Raw genomic sequence first — 20,212 nt, 5'->3', positions numbered from 1 at the left:
ATGTGCGCCGCTCTTGTCAGAGCGGCACTGGCTTGCAGCAGAGATCACTGCTTCTCGAGGTTTTCCAGAATGCGCTTGTGAACCCGCTGGCAGATGCGTTGCTCTTCTTCGTCAACGCCGACGAACAGCTCCTCACGCAACGCTGAAGCAATGGCTTCGATCTGGGCGATCAAAGGCCGGGCAGAATCACTCAGAACGATCTTTTTAGCGCGTCGGTCTTCAGCCACGGCATGACGCTGAACCAGACCCTGAGCCTCAAGGCTGTCGAGCAGGCGGGCGAGCGTCGGGCCTTCAACCCCGACACTTTGTGCCAATTCGCGCTGAGTCGGGGCTTCTTCGAATCGCGCAAGGTGCAACAGCACTAACCAGCGAGCCTGCGATAAGCCCAGACCGGCTAGACGACGATCGAGTTCGGCACGCCAGCCACGGGACATTTGGGCCAGCTGCATGCCAAAGCGGTGTTGATCGGTTAAAGGCATAAAAAACTCAATGATTAGACTAAAAAAGAGTGAAACTAATTATTAGCCAGCTAAGCATGGAGTTGGTTCATAGGCAAGACCCGCAAGTCAATGATTCGTTACAAATCACATAAGCATTACATCTCAAACTCAGCTTGCAGGGCCGCACGCACGCAATACAGCACCCCTTCCGGTACTCGCCCCTTGAATTGCTCTGCAATGCTGGCAACGCTAGGCAGCTCGCCTTCACCGTCCAGGAAGGCATCTTGCACTTCAGCCATCAACTCTTCCGGCAAGTCCAGCGCCTGTTCCAACGACAGTTCCTGGCGCCCGATGGCCTCAGCCAACATGGTGTAAACGTTCTTTTCCGAGCACTGCAACTGCCCGGAAATTTGTAGGGGCGTCATGCCGGCGCGGGCCAAGCTGATCAATTCGTGACGGATATCGGCCACGACTTTCGGTGTTTCGGCCTGACCGGCCAGCACTTCGAGGAACGCCTCGCCGTATCGTTCCAGTTTGCGCGCGCCCACGCCGCTGACGGTGGCCATTTGGGACAGCGTGCCGGGTTGGCTGCGCAACATTTCGAGCAAGGTCGAGTCGGGGAAGATGACGTATGGCGGCACGCCGTGCTCTTCGGCCAGCTTGCGGCGCAAGGCGCGCAGGGCTTCCCATTGTTCGCGCTCTTCACCACGCACCAGCTGGCTGGCCGGGCTGGCGGAGGTGCTTTTAACCGACGTTTGCGGTTTAAGCTCGCGGCGCAGCTCGAGGCTTACTTCGCCACGCAGCAACGGCCGGCAGCTGTCGCTCAGGCGCAAACCGCCGTAACCCTCGATGTCGATATCAGCCAGACCGCGGGCCACCAATTGGCGGAACAAGGTGCGCCATTCGCCTTCAGCGCGGGCTTTGCCGACACCGAAAACAGCCAAACGCTCGTGGCCCATGCTGCGGATTTTTTCGTTTTCGCGGCCCAATAACACGTCGATCAGGTGGCCGGTGCCATAGCGCTGGCCCGTGCGGTAAACCGCTGACAAGGCCTGACGCGCCGGCTCCGTGGCGTCCCAGGTTTGCACGCCATCGACACAGTTGTCGCAATGACCGCAAGGTTGCGGCATTTCTTCATCGAAATAGGCGAGCAAGGTCTGACGGCGACAGCGGGTCTCTTCGCACAACGCCAGCATGGCATCGAGCTTGTGGTGCTCCAGGCGCTTGTGTCGCTCGTCGCCTTCGGAGTTTTGCAGCATTTGCTTGAGCATCACCACGTCTTGCAGGCCGTAGGCCATCCACGCATCGGCGGGCAAGCCATCACGCCCTGCCCGGCCGGTTTCCTGATAATAAGCTTCAAGGGACTTTGGCAAGTCCAGATGCGCAACAAAGCGCACGTTGGATTTGTCGATGCCCATACCGAACGCAATGGTGGCCACCATGATCAGGCCTTCCTCATTGAGGAAGCGCTTCTGGTTGGCCGCACGGGTTTCGCTGGGCAGGCCTGCGTGATAAGGCAACGCCGGGAAGCCCTGAGCGCAGAGGAATTGCGCCACTTCGTCGACTTTTTTACGCGACAGGCAGTAAACAATGCCCGCATCGCTGCGCCGCTCCGACAGAAATGCCAGCAACTGCTTGCGCGGCTGCTCTTTAGGCACGATGCGGTAAAAAATATTGGGCCGGTCAAAGCTCGACAAAAAGCGCTCGGCGTTTTGCAAATGCAGCCGGGTGACGATTTCTTCGCGGGTGCGCTTGTCGGCGGTTGCGGTCAGGGCAATGCGCGGAACCGTGGGGAACACCTCGGCCAACTGACCCAGCTGCAAATACTCAGGGCGGAAGTCATGCCCCCACTGAGACACGCAGTGCGCTTCGTCGATGGCGAACAAGGCAATGTCCAGGCTCTGCAAGAACGCCATCATGCGCGGCTGCACCAGACGCTCGGGGGCCAGATAGAGCATTTTGACTTCACCGCGCTTGATCCGGCTGGCCAGGTCACGCTGCTGCTCGGCGCTCAGCGTCGAATTCAACGCGGCCGCAGCCACCCCCAACTCTTCCAGCGTGGCCACTTGATCGTCCATCAAGGCAATCAGCGGCGATACCACGACGGCCAGGCCGTCGCGCAACAGCGCCGGCACCTGGAAGCACAAGGATTTACCGCCGCCGGTGGGCATTAACACCAAGGCGTCGCCACCGTTGGCCACGCGCTCAATGATGTCACCCTGACGGCCACGGAAACTGTCGTAGCCGAAGATGTCTTTGAGTACGCGTTGAGCCTGTTCGAGCATAGAAACTCCAGAAATCGCCGAAACACCCCTGCAAACAGGCGTACCGGCCGGCCGCAAGCCCTGTTAAAAGCTCGGGCACGAGACGCGGGATATGCCGGAATGGTCGCAGGGCATCACAAAACGCGGCAGTATACCCGAGCGCTCCGGCGTGCAGGGCGCTGTAATTGCCCTGCCGATCGCCGGGAAGTCACAGCAAATGTGCGCTGTGACTGGCTTGAACGCTCAAGAAAGCCTAGAATTCGGCATTGTTTATTTACTAGGTAGTCCTTTAATGTCCTTCGCTGAGCAACTAACCCGCCTGCAAGTCTTCCTCGACGCCGACGAGCTGCATGACGAGGCGCTGGACTACGTGGCCACTCACGGCTTCCTGACTGCCTTGTCAATCTGTTCTGAAGAAGTGCCGGAACGTGAGTGGATTGATGCCATCTTCTCCGAAACCCCGCACTACAAAGACGACGCCCAGCGCGAAGAGATCGAAGCGACCCTGATTCAACTCAAGGCGCACATTGCCCGCCAATTGGCAGCGGACGAAGAGTTCGAACTGCCGTGTGACCTGGACCTGGGCGACGAGCCGGATGACTCCGACCTGCGCGGCTGGTGCATCGGCTTTATGGAAGGCGTATTCATGCGCGAAGCCGCCTGGTTTGAAACCGCTGAAGAAGAAGTCAGCGAAATGCTGCTGCCAATCATGGTGGGTTCGGGCCTGTTCGACGACCAACCTGAGTTCGCCGACATCGCTCAGGACGCCAACCTGATGGACGACATGATCGTGCAAATCCCTGAAGCGCTGACCGCCCTGTTCCTGCTGTGCCAGGCACCTGACGAGAAGCCGGCGATCCTCAAGCCACGTCACCACTGATTCTGTGACACCGCCCTCATTCAGCAACCGTTCGCGGTTGCTGCGTTATGTTCTGTTTGCGATTGGCTGGCTGAGCGTAGCGTTGGGGGTGATTGGCATCTTCCTTCCAGTTTTACCCACCACCCCCTTTCTGTTACTGGCCGCCGCCTGTTTTGCGCGCAGTTCGCCGCGCTTTTATCAGTGGCTGGTCAACCACCCGCGTCTGGGCCCCTGGATCCGCGACTACCTCGAAGGCAATGGCATCCCCCTCAAGGGCAAGGTCTATGCCATTGGCCTCATGTGGCTGAGTATCGGACTGTCTTGCTACCTGGTGCCCCTGCTATGGGCGCGAGGCTTCATGCTAACCAGTGCCGTGTGTGTCACGATCTACATCCTGCGCCAGAAAACCCTCGAAAAACCCTGACCCTCCCCCATTCGTAGCAGCGGACGAGTGAAACGAGGCCGCGTTCGGGTGCGAAGCAGCCGCATGACGAGGACTTCGTCCTCGGACGCAGCCTCGCAGAGCTCGACAGCTGCTACGAAAAAATCGAGGCGCTCAGGGTTTATCACCATGATTGCGCTCATAAGTATCAGCGCCCATGGCCTCAATCTGGCCCTCGATCAACGCTTCAAACGGGCGCAGCAGCGGTGCAAACGACGTCGGTGCTTCAAGGATTTCCAACGCTTGCACAATCGCTTCCAGCGTCGACAGCGCGCCCGGCCCCGGCGCCTTGCGCAGCCGATAACGCGACACCGCGCCTTGCGGCAACGTGACGCGAGGCAATTGCGCCAGCAAGGGGTTGAGGTGCAGCAGTTTGCGCACTTTACGCCAAGTACCATCGGGCACCACCAACAACAGCGGCAGGCTTGCATCCGTTGACGCATGGGCAGTGAGCACCTGCGCGTCTTCACCCGGAAACAGCAATCGCGCCTGATACCCCGGCAGGTGAATCAACGCATCAAGATCATCGAACACCTCGCCAACTAGCAATTGCGCATGGGTTAATCCCAATGCGGCCAGTCGCGCCGTGTTCAGCGCATGACTGACTTCACTGGGGTGCTGCAACAGCAACACCCGTGTGCGGCTATCCAGTTGCGGGATCAAGGCGCACAAGCAGTGCGTTTGCGGGCGCATGCAACGAGAGCATTGAGCTCGGGACATGGGAGTAAAACTCTCGATCAAAGTGGGTTGAGTTGCGCTTTCAAAAGGTCGCGGAACGTCTGGATCAGCGGCTCACGGCTACGGCCTCGGCGCACGATCATTGAAAAAGGCGCCTGATAGCCAAAGGTCGCAGGCAACAGCACGCGCAAATCGCCCTTGTCTACCCAGGGTTCGGCGTAGTGTTCGGGCAAGTAACCGATATAAGCCCCCGACAGCACCAGAATCAGCTGTGCTTCCATGCTGTCGACCGTGGCGGCGCTGTGCTTGAAACCATGACGCGCCAGCTCGGCCTGACTCCAGTAACCCCGACCGACCATGCGCTGCTGGGTGATCACCGGCTCAGGGATGCGACGTTCAGAAAACAGCGGATGCCGGGAACTGCAATACAGCCAGTGTTGTTCGCGATACAGCGGTTGATAGACCAACCCACTCATTCGCGACGAAAACGCGCCAATCGCCAAGTCCAGGCGGTTGTCCTGCACACCCAATTGCAGTTCGTAGGGGCTCATCACCGACAAATGCAAGTGAACGGCCGGGTGCTCCTGGTTGTAGGCACCAATCGCTTGGGCAAAGGGCAACGCCTTGTCGCTGACGGTTGAGTCAATGACCCCCAGGTTCAACGTGCCGCGCAGCTCGCCCTTGAGCGCCGCCGCGTACTGTTCAAAGCCCTCCAGCTCGCCCAACAGGCGCAAGGTCTCCTGATGGAACAACTCGCCCTTGCTGGTCAGGCTGAAGCCACCCCGACCACGGTGACACAACACCAGACCCAGACTGGACTCCAGCTGACTCATATAGGTGCTGATGGCCGAGGTGGACAGGTTGAGCGCCTGCTGTGCATTGGCAAAGCCCTGATGGCGAACAACGCTGGTAAATATTCGCAATAGTTTCAGGTCGGGCAAAGCGTTGGCCATATGGGCTCCGGGCTTATTTCAGTTCGGCGGCGTGGCTTACCCTCACCCCAACCCTCTCCCAGAGGGAGAGGGGGCTGATTTGAGGTGTTCTTGAAACCGCATGCGGTCAGTCCCCTCGCCCTCCGGGAGAGGAGGCTGATTTGAGGTGTTCTTGAAGCCGCAGGCGATCAGTACCCTCTCCCTCCGGGAGAGGAGGCTGATTTGAGGTGTTCTTGAAACCGCAGGCGATCAGTCCCCTCTCCCTCCGGGAGAGGGTGAGGGTGAGGGCCAATGGCGCAAAGTCTACCCAGATCCCGCCCATTAGTTTAGAAAAACCTGAACTAAGTATTTGCCTCCAGCGATTCTTCCCGCCTCGCTCCTTTCGCAGAATCGGCCGCCATAACCACAACAAACGACGAGGCCCTTACCGTGGACAAAATTCTTCATCAACCACTGGGTGGCAATGAAATGCCACGCTTCGCCGGCATCGCCACCATGATGCGTTTGCCTCATTTGCAATCCGCCGCCGGGCTGGACGCTGCTTTTATCGGCGTGCCGCTGGACATCGGTACGTCGCTGCGCGCCGGCACCCGCTTCGGCCCACGCGAAATCCGCGCCGAATCCGTGATGATCCGCCCCTACAACATGGCCACCGGCGCCGCTCCCTTCGACTCGCTGTCGGTCGCCGACATCGGCGACGTAGCCATCAACACCTTCAATCTGCTGGACGCCGTGCGCATCATCGAAGAGGCGTACGATGAAATCCTTGAGCACAATGTGATCCCGATGACGCTGGGCGGCGACCACACCATCACGCTGCCGATCCTGCGCGCAATCCATAAAAAACACGGCAAAGTCGGGCTGGTGCACATCGATGCCCACGCCGACGTCAACGACCACATGTTTGGCGAAAAAATCGCTCACGGCACCACCTTCCGCCGCGCGGTGGAAGAAGGCCTGCTTGATTGCGACCGTGTCGTGCAAATCGGTCTGCGCGCTCAGGGTTATACCGCTGAAGATTTCAACTGGAGCCGCAAACAAGGCTTCCGCGTGGTGCAGGCAGAAGAGTGCTGGCACAAATCCCTCGCCCCGCTGATGGCCGAAGTCCGCGAAAAAGTCGGCGACGGCCCGGTGTACCTCAGCTTCGACATCGACGGCATTGACCCAGCGTGGGCCCCAGGCACCGGCACCCCGGAAATCGGCGGGCTGACCACCATCCAGGCGATTGAAGTGATTCGCGGCTGCCAGGGCCTCGACCTGGTCGGGTGCGATCTGGTAGAAGTCTCGCCGCCTTACGACACCACCGGCAACACCTCGTTGCTGGGGGCCAATTTGCTCTACGAAATGCTCTGCGTGCTCCCCGGTGTGACGCACCGCTAAGGGCCGATGATGAGCGAACGTGATGAGGTGCTCAGCGCTGCGGCGCAACTGGTTTGTGCCTTTGCGCGCAACGACCGCGAAGCCTATTTCGGCGCGTTCAGCGCCGATGCCAGCTTTGTGTTTTACACCTTGCCCCAGCCGCTATACAGCCGCGACGCCTATCAGGCGATGTGGGACAGCTGGCGTCGGGACGAGGGCTTCGAGGTGCTGAGCTGCACCTCGAGCAACGCCTTTGTCAGCCTGCACGGTGACACGGCGGTGTTTGTGCATGACGTGGCCACCGAGCTGCGCATGCATGGGGAGCAACTTTTTAGCCAGGAACGCGAGACCATTGTCTTCAAGAGGCAAGCATCGAGCGCACAAGAACAACAAGGCCTGTGGCTGGCCTGTCATGAACATTTATCCGCGATGCCGGAAGGGCTGCCGCCCCCTTAGCCAATGTGATCGGAGCTGATCATGAATAATAAAAATAACCATAAGAATGTGCGTCAGATAGAAACCCACGGGGTCGAACAGATCCCGGATAACGAGCGCAGTGCCGGGCCGGGCGATTTGTTTCGCTTGATTTTCGGCGGCGCCAATACCTTTGCCACGGCAGTACTGGGTAGTTTTCCCGTGCTGTTTGGCCTGTCGTTTGAAGCCGGACTCTGGGCCATTGTCCTAGGGGTGGTGCTCGGCTCGCTGATACTGGCGCCGATGGGGCTGTTCGGGCCCCTCAATGGCACCAGTAATGCGGTGTCTTCAGGGGCGCATTTCGGTGTGCACGGGCGCATCGTCGGCTCATTCCTGTCACTGCTGACCGCAATTGCCTTCTTCTCACTCTCGGTGTGGAGCTCAGGGGATGCCTTGATCGGCGGTGCCAAGCGCATGGTCGGCCTACCTGAAACAGACCTCAGTCTGGGCCTGGCTTATGGCGTATTTGCGATCCTAGTGCTGACGGTCTGCATTTACGGCTTTCGCTTTATGCTGTGGGTCAACCGCATTGCCGTATGGGCCGCAAGCTTGCTGTTTCTACTGGGGATTGTCGCGTTTGCCCCGGCATTCGACAGCCACTTCGCCGGCAGTGTCGCCCTCGGTCAAACCGGTTTTTGGGCCGCCTTTATCGGGGCTGCACTGGTGGCCATGAGCAATCCGATTTCCTTCGGTGCGTTCCTCGGCGACTGGTCACGCTATATCCCCCGCCACACACCCAAGCGCCGCATCATGCTGGCAGTGATTGCAGCGCAGCTCGCGACACTCATCCCGTTTGTGTTTGGACTGGCCACCGCCACCATCGTTGCCAGCAAAGCCCCGGACTATATCGCCGCCAACAACTACGTCGGTGGGCTGCTGGCTGTGGCGCCGAGCTGGTTCTTCCTGCCGGTGTGCCTGATCGCCCTGATCGGCGGCATGTCCACCGGCACAACGTCGCTGTATGGCACCGGGCTGGATCTGTCCAGCGTGTTCCCACGTCTGTTGTCGCGGGTAAAGGCGACGCTATTGATCGGCGTGATGTCGATTGCCTTCATCTTTATCGGCCGTTTCGCCGCGAATTTGGTGCAAAGCGTCTCGACCTTTGCTGTCTTGATCATTACCTGCACCACGCCGTGGATGGTGATCATGATCATTGGCCTGATCACACGGCGCGGGTTCTATTGCCCGGATGACCTGCAAGTCTTCACCCGTGGCGAGCGCGGCGGGCGCTACTGGTTCAAGCACGGCTGGAACTGGCGCGGATTGGGCGCCTGGATTCCCAGCGCGCTGGTGGGTCTGTGCTTCGTCAACTTGCCGGGCCAGTTCGTCGGGCCGCTGGGCAATCTGGCACAAGGCATCGACATCAGCCTGCCGGTGACGCTCGGTTTGGCGTCGCTCCTGTACCTGGCCCTGCTTAGTCTGTTCCCGGAACCCGGCGCGGTCTTTGCGCCCGATGATCCGCGCCGTGAGCGCATCACTGCCCTGGAACCTGCCGTGATGCCTCGCATCGCCTGAGCCCCTCATAACAATAAACTGGAGACTCGCCCCCATGGCTTTAGATCTACTGGTCGTCCTTATCTACGCTGCGGCAATGCTGGTGCTGGGTTACTACGGCATGCGCAAGGCTAAAACCCACGAAGATTATCTGGTGGCAGGTCGCAACCTGGGCCCGACGTTGTACATGGGCACCATGGCCGCCACCGTGCTGGGCGGCGCTTCAACAGTCGGCACCGTGCGCCTGGGTTATGTACACGGGATTTCCGGCTTTTGGCTTTGCGCCGCACTGGGCTGCGGGATCATCGCGCTCAACCTGTTCCTGGCCAAGCCGCTGCTCAAGCTCAAGATTTTCACCGTGACCCAAGTGCTGGAAAAGCGTTACAACCCGATGGCCCGTCAAGCCAGCGCCGTGATCATGCTGGCCTACGCATTGATGATCGGCGTGACCTCGATTCTGGCCATCGGCACCGTGCTTGAAGTGCTGTTCGGCCTGCCTTTCTGGGTTTCGGTACTGCTGGGCGGCGGCGTGGTCGTTGTGTACTCGACCATTGGTGGCATGTGGTCGCTGACCTTGACCGACATCGTGCAGTTTGTGATCAAGACCGTTGGCCTGATGTTTGTACTGCTGCCTATTTGCCTGTACCGAGTAGGCGGCTGGGATGAACTGGTGAGCAAACTGCCCGCTTCCAGCTTCAGCTTTACCAGCATCGGCTGGGACACGATCATCACGTACTTCATGATTTACTTTTTCGGCATCTTGATCGGGCAAGACATCTGGCAGCGCGTGTTTACCGCCAAAACACCAAAAGTGGCCCAGTATGCCGGTACTGTGGCAGGTCTCTATTGCATCGTGTATGGCCTGACCTGCGCCTTGATCGGCATGGCCGCTCACGTGTTGATTCCGGATCTGGGCAACGTCAACAACGCCTTTGCCGCCATCGTCAAAGTGTCGCTGCCGGACGGTATTCGCGGGTTGGTGATTGCCGCTGCACTGGCGGCCATGATGTCCACCGCCAGCGCAGGCTTGCTGGCGGCTTCCACGGTGCTGACCGAAGATCTGCTACCTAAATTGCGTGGCGGTAAACAATCGAGCCTGGCCATCAATCGGCTATTTACCTTGTTGACCGGCTTTGCCGTGCTGGGAATCGCTCTGGTGGTCAATGACGTGATCAGCGCCCTCACCCTGGCCTATAACCTGCTGGTCGGCGGCATGCTGGTGCCATTGATCGGGGCGATTTTCTGGAAACGCGCCACCACTGCCGGCGCCATTACCAGCATGGGCCTGGGCTTTATCACGGCCTTGGTGTTTATGTTCAAGGATGGGCTGGAAGCCAACACACCGATTTACTACAGCCTGGATGTGGCCTTGGTCAGTTTTGTAGTGGTCAGCCTGTTGGATCGACGCCCTGCCACGTTGGCAAGCGCTGTCTAAGACTCGGCTTGCAGGAGCAACCAGGTGTTGCTCCTGCAAGCGGGTGCCCGCTTAGCGACGACGTTGTGGCCGACGGCGCGGATCTTCGACCGGGATCGGCACAGGTTGCATGGGCGGCTCGAGCAAACCCAAGGCAACGCCGAGGTCATGGAGCCAGGTTTGCAGTTTGTCTTTCATATTTCCCCCTTGGGGTGACGCTGGCGACGTTAATTCTGCGATCGCTTCAGACAGATAATAGTCCTAAGTCCTACAAGATGCTTGCTTAAGGTCAATGAACTTTAGGCTAATCTCCTACAAATAGGACCTACGCCGAAACATCAAGTTGCAACGCCGAAACGCTGTCTGGCCGGGCCTGCTGGAGTTCGATCCAAGCGTTCAGATTGGCCCCCACCCGCCCTTTTCGCCACATCAGCCAGGTCGTGGCGCTGGCAAAAGGTTGTTGCAAGGGATGTACACGCGCATTTTCGCGCCCCGGCAAGCTGGCCAACATCGACGCGGGCATCAACGCGACCCCTGATCCGGCCACCACACACGCCAACATACCCTGATAAGACTCGATTTCCATGACCCGGCCCATCGCCGCCCGATCGCTGGCATACCAAGCCTCAAGACGTGCCCGATACGAACATCCCTGGCGGAAGGCAAACACCTCACTGCCCTGCACATCCTGAGCACGGGTAATCGGGGGGTGGTCGAGATCACTGATCAAGACCAGTTGCTCCTGGCAAAACTCGACGCCGTCCAGCCCGGCCAACTCCAGCGGGCCATCGACCAGTGCAGCATCCAGTGCCCCGGTCAGCAGACCCGTCAGCAATTCGCCACTGGGTGCTGACTGCACCTGCAGGTTCACCGCCGGAAATGTCCGGTGATAGTGCGCCAACAGGCTGGGCAGATGAATAGCCGCCGTGCTGTACATCGTCCCCAACGTAAACGTGCCGCACGGCACCCCCCCTTGAACGGCACTCAAGGCCTCATCGTGCAGGGCGAAAAGACGCGCGGTGTAATCCAGCAGTACCTTACCCGCGGGCGACAACTGCAAGCGCTGGCGCTCTCGTAAAAACAGATCAACACCCATCTGTTCTTCCAGTTGCTTGAGGCGGGTCGACAGATTAGAGGGCACGCGATGCAAGCGCTCAGCCGCACGGGTGATCGAACCTTCTTCGGCCACCGCCTGAAAAATCCGCAATTGGCTGAATTCCACTGCATTCTCCAAAACTGAACAAGTCTCTCACTATTATTCATTTTTAAAGAAAGTCAACACTCGATAGCCTGACGGTCATTGTCTTCACTCAGGAATCTGCACCATGTCTCCCCTGACCCGCTTGATCGCCAGCTTTACCGCACTTGTTATGGCGATGGGCATTGGCCGATTCTCCCTCACCCCGCAACTGCCACACTTGATCAGCGAAGGCCAGATTGACCTCACGGGTGCCGGCCTGATTGCAGCCGCCAACTACCTGGGGTATTTGGTCGGCGCACTGGATGCGATGCGCGCCAAAGGCCCCGATCAAGTGCGCGCACGCTTGCACACCGGCTTGTGGTTGTGTGTCGGGCTGACGCTGGTGTCATTCTGGGCGCACGGGTTTTGGCCCCATCTGCTGCTGCGCTTCGGCGCGGGTATCGCGAGCGCCTGGGTCATGGTGATGATCACCTCACTGAGTCAGCAACTGGCAGTCAGTGCCAATCGCCCCCGCCTGGGTGCACTGGTGTTTGCCGGGCCGGGCGCCGGTGTATTGCTTACCGGCCTGCTGGCGCTGGGATCTAACCTGCTAGGGCAAAGCTCGGCCACGCTGTGGCTGATTTATGCGGCGGCCGCGCTGATCATGGTGCTGGGCATTAGTCCTTTATTGCCCAAGCCGGTTGTATTGCCGCATCGGACTCAGGTTGCCCCGCTCGACGCCCGCCAGCCGGGCATCCGCCGACTCGGCGCCATCTATGGGCTGTATGGCTTGGGCTATATCATCCCCGCCACCTTTTTGTCGCAGATGGCCAGCGCCCAGTTTCACGGCCAGTGGCAAGCCGATTTGTTTTGGCCCGCCTTTGGTTTGTGTGCAGCGATTGGGGTGGTACTGATCAGTCTACGCCGCCCTCATCCGGGCACCACACGCTGGTGGTTAATGGGCGCTTTGTGGGTTCAGGCGCTGGGCGTGATGGCCTGCCTGCTGCCGAGCAGCGCCGGGCTGGCGCTGGGTGTCATCCTGTGCGGCACGCCATTTTTAGCCTGCATGCCGTTGGTGATGCAAAGCTCGCGGGACTTGGCGCCCCACGCCACGCAGCGCAATGCCGCTCTGCTGACCGCATGTTTCGCCGTCGGTCAACTGTGCGGGCCATTGCTTGCCGCGCTCAGCAGCCATTTCAGTGGCGGGCTGCACCCGGCACTGATTATTGCTGCCAGCGGGCTGGTTCTGGCCGGGCTGCTGGCCGTGCAGAGCGTCAATGCTCCAGCAACGCACGCACCTTGCGACGAATCCACTGCTCAGCGCTGACACAGGTAATACCCAACAACACCAATACCGCGCCCGCTAAAAAGTTGGCGCTCAAAGGCTCTTTGAGGACCAGCACGCCAAACGTGATGCCGAACATAGGCGTCATGAACGAGAACACCGCGAGGTTGGAGGCCATATAGCGCTTGAGCAGCCAGAACCACACCAGATAACTGAAAAAGGACACCACCAACCCCTGAAACAGCACGCTGGCGACCGCTACACCGGTCAGGCTGACATGGCTGATCTGACCGCTAATAGCAGCAATCACCAGCAACCCGATAAAACCGACCATCAATTGGTAAAACAACGTCAGCGTGACCGGTGCCTCAGACAAGCGCGAGCCACGCACCACCACAGTGGTTGCGCCCCAAGCCATGCCCGCCAGAATCCCGCAAGCATCGCCCAGCAACATGTTGCGATCCATGTCGGCAAACGACACGCCCCCTGCAAACGAGAAGGCAATGCCTACAAACGCGAGAAAAATTCCCAGCCACTGCAACGGCCGCAAGCGCTCGCTGGGCAGCAGCCAGTTGACGCCAAGGGCGGTAAAGATGGGCGCAGTGTAGAGGAACACCGACATATGGGCGGCGCTGGTCAACGCCAGGCCTTGAGCGATAAAGAAAAACTCCAGACCAAACAGCGAACCGGCGAGCAAACCTCCGCGCCAAGTAGTGGGCACCTGGTCCCAGCCGCCTTTCCAGCAGATCAGCCCGGCCACCAGCAGCGCTGCAATGCCAGAACGCGCGGCGGCTTGCATCACGGGTGCAATGTCTGGGGCTGCAAGTTTAATAACGACTTGTTGCACGCCCCAGATAAGGCACAGTCCCAACATGACCTGCAGTGCGAAAGCATCCGGTGCTCGCCGCGAAACACTCATAGTACTACCTGAAAAAAGCTCAACAGCTCAGTTGTAAACGGGAGGGGTCAAGCCGCCATTTTGCGAGCGGCCCAATAACCCGAGAGTGAGGCGAGACAGGTCAATAAACCGCCCCACGCCATGTCCATCAAAGCCAACTGGGCCGACCAGCCTTGCAGCGTCGCCCAGTTGGTCATGTCGTAAGTGCCATAGGCCACCAACCCAAAGAACGCACCGGCCAGCGCAGCCCTGCGCGCACTGCCTCGGCTCAGGGCCGGGAGTACCACAAAGTACACAGCGCCCAGTACGTACATCAGGTAGAAGACAATGGCTGGCCCCCACTTGGGCTGGGCCAGCATCAGTGAACCCAGCAGCTCTTTATAGGTAGAGCTCATGAGCACACCCAACCACAGGCCGTCGAGCACCAGAAAAGCCAGTAACGCACCGCTATACGCCCACACTGCCTTGCTCATGCCGACCTCCTTGGGTGGTATTCAGATCAATTCGATGCGGTCCGGGTGGATCGCAATCTTGCCTTCCTTGTAGAGTGCACCAATGGCTTTTTTGAAGTTGCCTTTGCTGACTCCGAACAGGTTGCTGATGACCTCAGGCGCACTTTTGTCGCTGACCGGCAACACGCCGTTGTTGTCACGCAACTGGGTGAGGATCTTGGAATTCAAGCTGCTGGAGGCTTCTTGCCCGACCGGCTGCAAGCTCAGACTGATTTTGCCGTCAGCCCGAATTTCCTTGATGAAACCTTTCTCTTGCTTGCCCGCCCGCATGAACTTGAAGATTTCGTTCTTGTGGATCAAGCCCCAGTGTTTGTTGTTGATCACGGCTTTAAAGCCCATGTCCGTGGCTTCTGCCACCAACAAATCCACTTCCTGGCCCACTTGATAGTTGGCCGGGGTTTTGTCCAGGTAGCGATCAAGACGGGCCGTCGCGGTGATGCGGCGCGTGTGCTTGTCAAGATAGACGTGGACCACGACATATTCGCCGGCGGTCATCTGGCGTTTTTCTTCGGAGTAAGGCAACAGCAAATCTTTCGGCAGGCCCCAATCAAGGAACACACCGATGCTATTAACTTCCACGACTTTCAAGCTGGCAAATTCACCGACCTGAACTTTAGGTTTTTCAGTGGTGGCAATTAACTTGTCAGCGCTGTCCAAATAAACAAAGACGTTAAGCCAGTCTTCATCTTCACTTGGAATATCTTTAGGGATATATCGGTTAGGCAAGAGTATTTCGCCGTCCGCCCCGCCATCCAGATACAAACCAAAGTTTGTATGTTTAACCACTTGCAAACTGTTGTAGCGACCGATTAAAGCCATGTCCAATACCCTCATTACGTGGGCGACATTCTACCCGAGTTTAGGTGGGCGCATTCGCGTGGTGCCACCCGGCCATCAAAAAAACGCAGAGACGCCTGATATATCAGGACTTTTTGTCGCACCCCAACTGCCATTCGTCAGTCAAAAGCGGGCTTGCAACCGTTGAAAGCCTGCCTCCCCAGCGCCTGAAAGGTGATGGGGTTATGAATTAAAACAGCGAGTTAGAGAACTATCGGGCAGAAAATTATATATATTCTCCATGCGCCTCAGTTATTTCAGAAAGATATTTAACAAGCATTTGTCAAGCTTTTCAGGTACTATCGCCGACCTAGTTATTTTCTACAGGTCAATAGCCGCCATGCGCGTAAAAGCATCCGCCAGCAAAGCAAAGCCAGCTCCCGCTGTTGAAACCAGTGATTCCATCAATGCTCAAATCGAAGCATTCTTGAAATCCGGCGGCGAAATCCAGCAAATCAACAAAGGTGTCAGCGGCCAAACTTTCGGCCCGTCCAAGCAAATCACGCTCGGTAAAAAGTAACACCCCTCGCGTCATCCGGTCCTTACGCGCTTTGCCCTCAAGGCGCTAGGACTCTCGCTTTACCCCGTTTATTTCGCACTTAACCTTTACGATCAGTCAAAAACTGACGAACGGCGTTCGTCGGTCGGCAATCATCCGTATGCTCTGAAGCGTCTAAATCAAGCCTTCCAGCCGCCAAGGGGGTCACTATGCTCATAAAGACGTTACTGCTGACCGGCACGTTGCTGGCCAGCACGGTAGTGCATGCGCAAGTGTTCTCCCGCGAGCTGGGTGATTTCGACCTCAAGCTCGCCACTCAACCGACCCGCAGCATGGCGCAGGGTCTGGTCAAGCCCACCAGCCCCGGATCGACCTTTCACGGCGGGCTTGACGTGACCCACGAAAGCGGCTGGTATGTGGGGCAATGGGCCCCGACCATGGGCATCAAACCCGGCAGCAACCTCGAAGTCGACTCCTACCTGGGCTACAAACACCCTTTCGACCAAAGCCTGAGCTACGAGCTGGGGTTGATTCATTACAGCTACCCCAAAGTTACCTCCCTCGACAGCCAGCAGATTTTTGCCGGGCTTACCGTGCTGGGTACCCGCTTTGGTGCGGCCTTCAGCAATGACCCAGACCGGCACGACAGCACGCTGTTTGCCGACCTTGGCGTCAACCAGCCATTTGGCTTTGGGGTGCGCATGAAATACACCACCCACCAACTGGGCACCCCCGTCTCCATCGCCGAAGGTGGCAGCGTGCGCGCGTTCAATGACTGGTCAGTGACCTTCTCGCGCCCCTGGATGGGCATTGACCTGAACCTGATTTACAGCGACTCAAGCCTCGATGGCGCCGAGTGTTCTGCCTATTCGGGGCAGAACAGCCAGTGTGACGGACTGCTGACCTTCAAGGCCGAGCGCACCTTTTACTAGTAGGCGTCAAAATCTGCTCACCGCCGCTTTGGCCTGCTCAATCCAGAGGCGTTTTCGCTCCTCAAGCTCCTGGGCTTTCAGCAAACGGCGTCTGTCTTCGGGGGTCAAGCTGGCCTGATACGCCGCCTCTTCCTCGGCTTTTCGCACGGCCGCAGCGGCCAGCGCGGCGGTTAGCACGGTTTGCAGGGCCGGGGTGGTCGCAGTGGTTTCATCGAGCGCGGGTGGCAAAGGCAGTGAATCGAGCAGCTTCACGATGCTGCCGGTGTCCTGGGTAAACGCGCGAACGCCCTGGGTGTCTTCAAGCATCGGCAAAGCCACGCCGGTCAGGGTATCGATGGCGCTGAACTCAGGCGCCCCGACCTTGCCGCGAAATACCGGAAGCCCCAGCGAAGGTATGATGAGCCCGACCAGATAGCGCGGATCACGCCGCTTGATGCTCAAGCCCACACTGGCGATCGCCACCGCGACACCCACCACCTGCCCGGCCCGGGCCAGTAACGACAGCGCCTTGTTGCTCTCATCGTCGAAAAAAATCGTGCGGTAACGAAAGTAGTCGCTGAACGGTTCACGCTCGCCCAGAAACGAATGCATAAACCAGGCACGGGAATCGTGCACATACTCATCGAACAGCCTCAGCAGTTGCCTGGCCTCATCATTGAGCGGCTGATTTTGCTCATTGAACAACCGGGAGTAGGCCCGATTGCCCGCCCGGCGCAGAGCGGCGTACTGCTGGGCTTCGTCCTCTTCGTTGGTCAGATACACCAGCCCGCCGGCGGCCATATCGACGAACCGACCGACCGTGAACATCTCCGAGTTTTCCGGCAATTGCCACTCGGCCACGTAGTCAACGCGGAACTCGTTCATGGCGGCCCTCAACTGGCTGTGGTCCAGCGAGGGTTCAAAGGTTTTGGCGGTGTTGATGGCGACGGGGGTGGACGCGCCGATGCGCTGCTCGAAGGCCCGCTTGGTGTGCTCATGCTGCATACGCGCTTCGCGCTCGCTGTCCGACCATTCGGGTAACGGCTGGCCGGAACGAGCGGCCTGATCTTCTGCCAGTTGCATCGCGTGCAAGGCCTTGAATGCCTCGCGTTCTTTAACGGTCATGTCCGGGCTTTCGCCAGGGTACTTACCGGTGACGTGAGAGTAAGCGGCTGAATCCTCGAACCAGTAACTGGCATAACGGTGGATGCGCCAACCGGTGATCAGCCCGGCCTGATGGGCCATGGCGGTTTCCAGCGAGCCGGGGATCAGGGTGGTGCGCCAGGTGTTGAAGTGTTGGATGAGGGATTCGCTAAGGCCATATTCAATCTCGGTCTCTTCATCCATCACCAGCCAAGGACTCCGCTCCCGTTGGTCAACATGAAGCGCATCTCTGGGCGCCTGCAAAGGCGCACCGACTTTGTAGGCCTCACTGAACATATGGTGCAAGGCGATTTGCGACAAAACGTCCTGACTGCCTTCCAGTGACTTCCCCTGATCTCCCGGCGGATAGCCACCGCCCACATCCGAGTGCATGCCGGGGTACAGATATTCAACGGTGCCAGTGCGATAGGTCGAGGGGCACAGCGGATCGTCAGGCCGCGCTTTGCGCCGTATCGAATCCAGCGGGAAACAGGCGCGCTGCTCGTGGGCCGAAACCAGATGCACGCAGCGCTCCAGAAACACCTCCGAATCCGACAGGCGCAGCGAATCATCAGCCCAGCCCATATGCCCGCTGGCAAAGGGCGCCAGATACGCCACACCCACCGACGCCACTGTGTCGAACAGCCCCATAAAGGCAATGCTGATGGGCAATCCTGCAAACAGATAACAGGTTTCACCCTCGACCTCGACCTTGGTCAACGCCTCCAGCCAAGTGGCAAAGGCCCGTGCTTCGGCAGCACCACGAGAAAAGCCGTACACATACAGGCGCATGGCCTTGATCAGCGGGGCGGTTTTCAGGCGGTTCTGTAACTCGACCTTTTGTTGTAACTCGCGAATTGGGCCTTCAAGGACAGCCTTGCGCCGGGCATAACCGTCGCTAACGAGTGAAGCCCCCAAGGCATCCATGCCCACAGACGTGCCCATTTTCTGGATGAGTGCGTAGGCATCAGCAGGTGCAAGCCGTTTTTCACGACAGGACACTTTCAGGGCATCCAGCAATCGGGTCAGTCCCCAGTTAATGCGATTCTCGCCCCCAGTAGCCGTGCTCAGCCCCGAGCTGCTCGGCCCGAACTCGTGAATTTCCTTGAACTCGGTGCCCACACCGGGGATGTAGTAACGATAAAAAGCCAACTGACCGATTCGGGTTTGCAATGCGCCTTCAAGGTCGCCGAGGCTCGCATGGTAAAGCCGCGCCACATTACTGGTGGTGGGTGGCTTGCTCAATTTATCTGACGGCTCATGATTATTGGTGCCGTCAAAGCACAAGGTGATGTTCAACACATCCATACACGGCGGACCAAAATAACCCCGATGTGCAGCCAGGGCAGCCCGCTCGGTTTCAATCGCAATCTGACGCTCCACTTTGCGCTGCGCGATACCGTTATCGGCCACCTGCTGAGGATGAGAGGGTAACAACCCCTTTTCAGGGAATTCCGGGGTCACCGCCAGAGGTTCCGCTGGCGGGCGTTTATCGAACGTATTCACGGAGTCGGACATGGGCTGGGCACTTCCATTCGGCGGGGAAAGTTATAGGGGTAATCCGGCATTCCGGGCAGTTGTGCTACAGCCGACACCACCACTTGATCGCAGGGCAGAAAATGCACATCGACGACGCCCAACTCTTTATAGGGTGCAACCTCAACGACAGCACGGTGACGGGTGTATCTGCTTTGATGCTCTTTCGCTGCGGCAAACCAGCCTTCGGAGTAGCGGGGTTTAGGCCAATTCAACGAAGCCCCCACATTCGGATCCTTCTCCCACTCCACCACCACCGTCAGCCCTTCACGCCATTGCACCGGCAACATCGCACAGCACATCTGGCTACCCGGCCCCCCTCCATAGGGGCCGAGGTTCGGGCCTCCGCCGCCGTTGACGCTGAAATGATTGATGGCGGCCGAAGTGTGGTTAATCCCTGAAACGGGAGCGCCCAACATCGTTGGCCGCGACTCGACACAACCGTGCAGCATCAGGGTGGCCGCCAGCAGCAGAAATACGCGGCAAATCATGGTGTCGGGCATGGGCTGGGCACTTCCATTCGGCGGGGAAAGTTATAGGGGTAATCCGGCATTCCGGGCAGTTGCGCTACAGCCGACACCACCACTTGATCGCAGGGCAGAAAATGCACATCAACGACGCCCAGCTCTTTATAGGGTGCAACTTCAACGACGGCGCGGTGACGGGTGTATTTGCTTTGATGTCCTTTCATACGTCCACTCCAGGCATCAGAAAACAGTGGCTCTGTCCAATTCGCATAATCATGAGGCGACGGATCCTTCTCCCACTCCACCACCACGGTCAGCCCTTCGCGCCATTGCACCGGCAACATCGCACAGCACATCTCGCTACTTGGGCCACCGCCGTAGGGGCCGAGGTTCGGGCCTCCGCCGCCATTGACGCTGAATTGATTGATGGCGGCCGAAGTGTGGTTAATCCCTGAAACGGGAGCCCCCAACATCGTCGGCCGCGACTCAATGCAACCTTGCAGCAACCCGCTGACCAATAGCGCTACTGGCAGACAGTGCTTCATAACGAGCGCCCGTCATCAAGCATGTTCCTGGGGGTGTTGGTGG

At 58.6% G+C, this 20,212-nt stretch carries 21 protein-coding genes; 9 read left to right on the top strand and 12 right to left on the bottom strand.

Annotated elements, in window-relative coordinates; translation table 11 throughout:
* Positions 1–44: 44 nt before the first annotated feature.
* Both ACI7MX_RS20895 and recQ read right to left on the bottom strand, forming a co-directional pair.
* Positions 45–479 carry a MarR family transcriptional regulator gene (locus tag ACI7MX_RS20895; RefSeq protein ID WP_314489761.1) on the bottom strand — a complete coding sequence of 145 codons (435 nt, stop codon included), beginning with the start codon at positions 477–479 and terminating at the stop codon, positions 45–47.
* 116 nt (positions 480–595) lie between these two features.
* Entirely contained in the window at positions 596–2,725 is a 2,130-nt protein-coding gene (recQ, locus tag ACI7MX_RS20890) for a DNA helicase RecQ (RefSeq protein WP_122783853.1), read from the bottom strand.
* A gap of 271 nt (positions 2,726–2,996) precedes the next feature.
* Here recQ and ACI7MX_RS20885 point away from each other — a divergent pair, with 271 nt between their 5' ends.
* Complete coding sequence (locus ACI7MX_RS20885) at positions 2,997–3,584, top strand: YecA family protein (protein WP_122783854.1); 588 nt, start codon at positions 2,997–2,999, stop codon at positions 3,582–3,584.
* Positions 3,585–3,588: 4 nt separating this feature from the next.
* Positions 3,589–3,987 carry a YbaN family protein gene (locus ACI7MX_RS20880; RefSeq protein WP_405591573.1) on the top strand — a complete coding sequence of 133 codons (399 nt, stop codon included), beginning with the start codon at positions 3,589–3,591 and terminating at the stop codon, positions 3,985–3,987.
* A 132-nt stretch (positions 3,988–4,119) separates the two neighbouring features.
* Here ACI7MX_RS20880 and ACI7MX_RS20875 read toward each other — a convergent pair whose 3' ends face one another.
* A complete protein-coding gene (locus ACI7MX_RS20875) occupies positions 4,120–4,725 on the bottom strand; it encodes a tRNA-uridine aminocarboxypropyltransferase (RefSeq protein ID WP_405591576.1) in 606 nt (201 codons plus the stop codon).
* A gap of 17 nt (positions 4,726–4,742) precedes the next feature.
* Positions 4,743–5,636, bottom strand: a complete 894-nt coding sequence (locus ACI7MX_RS20870) for a LysR family transcriptional regulator (protein ID WP_405591579.1) — start codon at positions 5,634–5,636, stop codon at positions 4,743–4,745.
* Between the two features lie 408 nt (positions 5,637–6,044).
* Here ACI7MX_RS20870 and speB point away from each other — a divergent pair, with 408 nt between their 5' ends.
* The 4 genes from speB to ACI7MX_RS20850 are packed head-to-tail and all read left to right on the top strand — an operon-like array spanning position 6,045 to position 10,377.
* Entirely contained in the window at positions 6,045–6,995 is a 951-nt protein-coding gene (speB, locus tag ACI7MX_RS20865; RefSeq protein WP_122783858.1) for an agmatinase, read from the top strand.
* A gap of 9 nt (positions 6,996–7,004) precedes the next feature.
* Complete coding sequence (locus ACI7MX_RS20860) at positions 7,005–7,430, top strand: nuclear transport factor 2 family protein (RefSeq protein WP_314489773.1); 426 nt, start codon at positions 7,005–7,007, stop codon at positions 7,428–7,430.
* A gap of 21 nt (positions 7,431–7,451) precedes the next feature.
* Positions 7,452–8,963, top strand: a complete 1,512-nt coding sequence (locus ACI7MX_RS20855) for a purine-cytosine permease family protein (RefSeq protein ID WP_405591584.1) — start codon at positions 7,452–7,454, stop codon at positions 8,961–8,963.
* A 34-nt stretch (positions 8,964–8,997) separates the two neighbouring features.
* Entirely contained in the window at positions 8,998–10,377 is a 1,380-nt protein-coding gene (locus ACI7MX_RS20850) for a sodium:solute symporter (protein WP_405591587.1), read from the top strand.
* Positions 10,378–10,428: 51 nt separating this feature from the next.
* On the opposite strand, the gene ACI7MX_RS20845 is transcribed toward ACI7MX_RS20850, so the two are convergent.
* Both ACI7MX_RS20845 and ptrR read right to left on the bottom strand, forming a co-directional pair.
* Positions 10,429–10,554 (bottom strand): PA1414 family protein, encoded by a 126-nt coding sequence (locus ACI7MX_RS20845; RefSeq protein ID WP_267129116.1) that lies wholly within the window; start codon positions 10,552–10,554, stop codon positions 10,429–10,431.
* A gap of 127 nt (positions 10,555–10,681) precedes the next feature.
* A complete protein-coding gene (ptrR, locus tag ACI7MX_RS20840) occupies positions 10,682–11,578 on the bottom strand; it encodes a putrescine utilization regulator PtrR (RefSeq protein ID WP_405591591.1) in 897 nt (298 codons plus the stop codon).
* A 103-nt stretch (positions 11,579–11,681) separates the two neighbouring features.
* Between ptrR and ACI7MX_RS20835 the strand changes: the two genes are divergently transcribed.
* Complete coding sequence (locus tag ACI7MX_RS20835; RefSeq protein WP_405591594.1) at positions 11,682–12,863, top strand: MFS transporter; 1,182 nt, start codon at positions 11,682–11,684, stop codon at positions 12,861–12,863.
* Here ACI7MX_RS20835 and ACI7MX_RS20830 read toward each other — a convergent pair.
* Genes ACI7MX_RS20830 through ACI7MX_RS20820 form a run of 3 tightly spaced genes read right to left on the bottom strand, consistent with a single transcriptional unit; the run spans position 12,811 to position 15,050 of the window.
* A complete protein-coding gene (locus tag ACI7MX_RS20830) occupies positions 12,811–13,740 on the bottom strand; it encodes a DMT family transporter (RefSeq protein WP_405591597.1) in 930 nt (309 codons plus the stop codon). The two genes, ACI7MX_RS20835 and ACI7MX_RS20830, sit on opposite strands and share 53 nt — an antisense overlap.
* Before the next feature lie 47 nt (positions 13,741–13,787).
* Entirely contained in the window at positions 13,788–14,192 is a 405-nt protein-coding gene (locus ACI7MX_RS20825) for a DUF2177 family protein (protein WP_314489783.1), read from the bottom strand.
* Between the two features lie 21 nt (positions 14,193–14,213).
* Entirely contained in the window at positions 14,214–15,050 is an 837-nt protein-coding gene (locus tag ACI7MX_RS20820; protein WP_314489785.1) for a S1-like domain-containing RNA-binding protein, read from the bottom strand.
* A 358-nt stretch (positions 15,051–15,408) separates the two neighbouring features.
* Between ACI7MX_RS20820 and ACI7MX_RS20815 the strand changes: the two genes are divergently transcribed.
* Positions 15,409–15,588, top strand: coding sequence for a hypothetical protein (locus ACI7MX_RS20815; protein ID WP_003441690.1), 180 nt, complete (start codon positions 15,409–15,411; stop codon positions 15,586–15,588).
* 188 nt (positions 15,589–15,776) lie between these two features.
* Positions 15,777–16,499, top strand: coding sequence for a TorF family putative porin (locus ACI7MX_RS20810; RefSeq protein ID WP_405591602.1), 723 nt, complete (start codon positions 15,777–15,779; stop codon positions 16,497–16,499).
* A 6-nt stretch (positions 16,500–16,505) separates the two neighbouring features.
* Here ACI7MX_RS20810 and ACI7MX_RS20805 read toward each other — a convergent pair whose 3' ends face one another.
* Genes ACI7MX_RS20805 through ACI7MX_RS20795 form a run of 3 tightly spaced genes read right to left on the bottom strand, consistent with a single transcriptional unit; the run spans position 16,506 to position 20,169 of the window.
* Positions 16,506–19,139 carry a T6SS phospholipase effector Tle1-like catalytic domain-containing protein gene (locus tag ACI7MX_RS20805; RefSeq protein WP_405591605.1) on the bottom strand — a complete coding sequence of 878 codons (2,634 nt, stop codon included), beginning with the start codon at positions 19,137–19,139 and terminating at the stop codon, positions 16,506–16,508.
* Positions 19,124–19,660, bottom strand: a complete 537-nt coding sequence (locus tag ACI7MX_RS20800) for a DUF3304 domain-containing protein (protein WP_405591608.1) — start codon at positions 19,658–19,660, stop codon at positions 19,124–19,126. The genes ACI7MX_RS20805 and ACI7MX_RS20800 overlap by 16 nt, the downstream gene beginning before the upstream one ends.
* Positions 19,645–20,169, bottom strand: a complete 525-nt coding sequence (locus ACI7MX_RS20795; protein ID WP_405591611.1) for a DUF3304 domain-containing protein — start codon at positions 20,167–20,169, stop codon at positions 19,645–19,647. Before ACI7MX_RS20795 ends, ACI7MX_RS20800 begins: the two co-directional genes overlap by 16 nt.
* Between the last annotated feature and the right edge of the window lie 43 nt (positions 20,170–20,212).

This window comes from Pseudomonas sp. 2024-210 (assembly GCF_045062345.1).
Lineage (GTDB): Bacteria > Pseudomonadota > Gammaproteobacteria > Pseudomonadales > Pseudomonadaceae > Aquipseudomonas.
Note: the sequence above shows the minus strand (reverse complement) of the source record. Positions and strands in the feature narration are given on the sequence as shown.

Bases quoted from the DNA above. Each gene is read 5' to 3' on its own strand.
- ACI7MX_RS20870 (WP_405591579.1), bottom strand. From the start codon at position 5,636: ATGGCCAACGCTTTGCCCGACCTGAAACTATTGCGAATATTTACCAGC.
- ACI7MX_RS20875 (WP_405591576.1), bottom strand. From the start codon at position 4,725: ATGTCCCGAGCTCAATGCTCTCGTTGCATGCGCCCGCAAACGCACTGC.
- ACI7MX_RS20835 (WP_405591594.1), top strand. From the start codon at position 11,682: ATGTCTCCCCTGACCCGCTTGATCGCCAGCTTTACCGCACTTGTTATG.
- ACI7MX_RS20820 (WP_314489785.1), bottom strand. From the start codon at position 15,050: ATGGCTTTAATCGGTCGCTACAACAGTTTGCAAGTGGTTAAACATACA.
- ACI7MX_RS20830 (WP_405591597.1), bottom strand. From the start codon at position 13,740: ATGAGTGTTTCGCGGCGAGCACCGGATGCTTTCGCACTGCAGGTCATG.
- ACI7MX_RS20800 (WP_405591608.1), bottom strand. From the start codon at position 19,660: ATGCCCGACACCATGATTTGCCGCGTATTTCTGCTGCTGGCGGCCACC.
- recQ (WP_122783853.1), bottom strand. From the start codon at position 2,725: ATGCTCGAACAGGCTCAACGCGTACTCAAAGACATCTTCGGCTACGAC.
- ACI7MX_RS20860 (WP_314489773.1), top strand. From the start codon at position 7,005: ATGAGCGAACGTGATGAGGTGCTCAGCGCTGCGGCGCAACTGGTTTGT.
- ACI7MX_RS20855 (WP_405591584.1), top strand. From the start codon at position 7,452: ATGAATAATAAAAATAACCATAAGAATGTGCGTCAGATAGAAACCCAC.
- ACI7MX_RS20825 (WP_314489783.1), bottom strand. From the start codon at position 14,192: ATGAGCAAGGCAGTGTGGGCGTATAGCGGTGCGTTACTGGCTTTTCTG.
- ACI7MX_RS20810 (WP_405591602.1), top strand. From the start codon at position 15,777: ATGCTCATAAAGACGTTACTGCTGACCGGCACGTTGCTGGCCAGCACG.
- ACI7MX_RS20895 (WP_314489761.1), bottom strand. From the start codon at position 479: ATGCCTTTAACCGATCAACACCGCTTTGGCATGCAGCTGGCCCAAATG.
- ACI7MX_RS20850 (WP_405591587.1), top strand. From the start codon at position 8,998: ATGGCTTTAGATCTACTGGTCGTCCTTATCTACGCTGCGGCAATGCTG.
- ACI7MX_RS20815 (WP_003441690.1), top strand. From the start codon at position 15,409: ATGCGCGTAAAAGCATCCGCCAGCAAAGCAAAGCCAGCTCCCGCTGTT.
- ACI7MX_RS20795 (WP_405591611.1), bottom strand. From the start codon at position 20,169: ATGAAGCACTGTCTGCCAGTAGCGCTATTGGTCAGCGGGTTGCTGCAA.
- ACI7MX_RS20885 (WP_122783854.1), top strand. From the start codon at position 2,997: ATGTCCTTCGCTGAGCAACTAACCCGCCTGCAAGTCTTCCTCGACGCC.
- ACI7MX_RS20845 (WP_267129116.1), bottom strand. From the start codon at position 10,554: ATGAAAGACAAACTGCAAACCTGGCTCCATGACCTCGGCGTTGCCTTG.
- ACI7MX_RS20805 (WP_405591605.1), bottom strand. From the start codon at position 19,139: ATGTCCGACTCCGTGAATACGTTCGATAAACGCCCGCCAGCGGAACCT.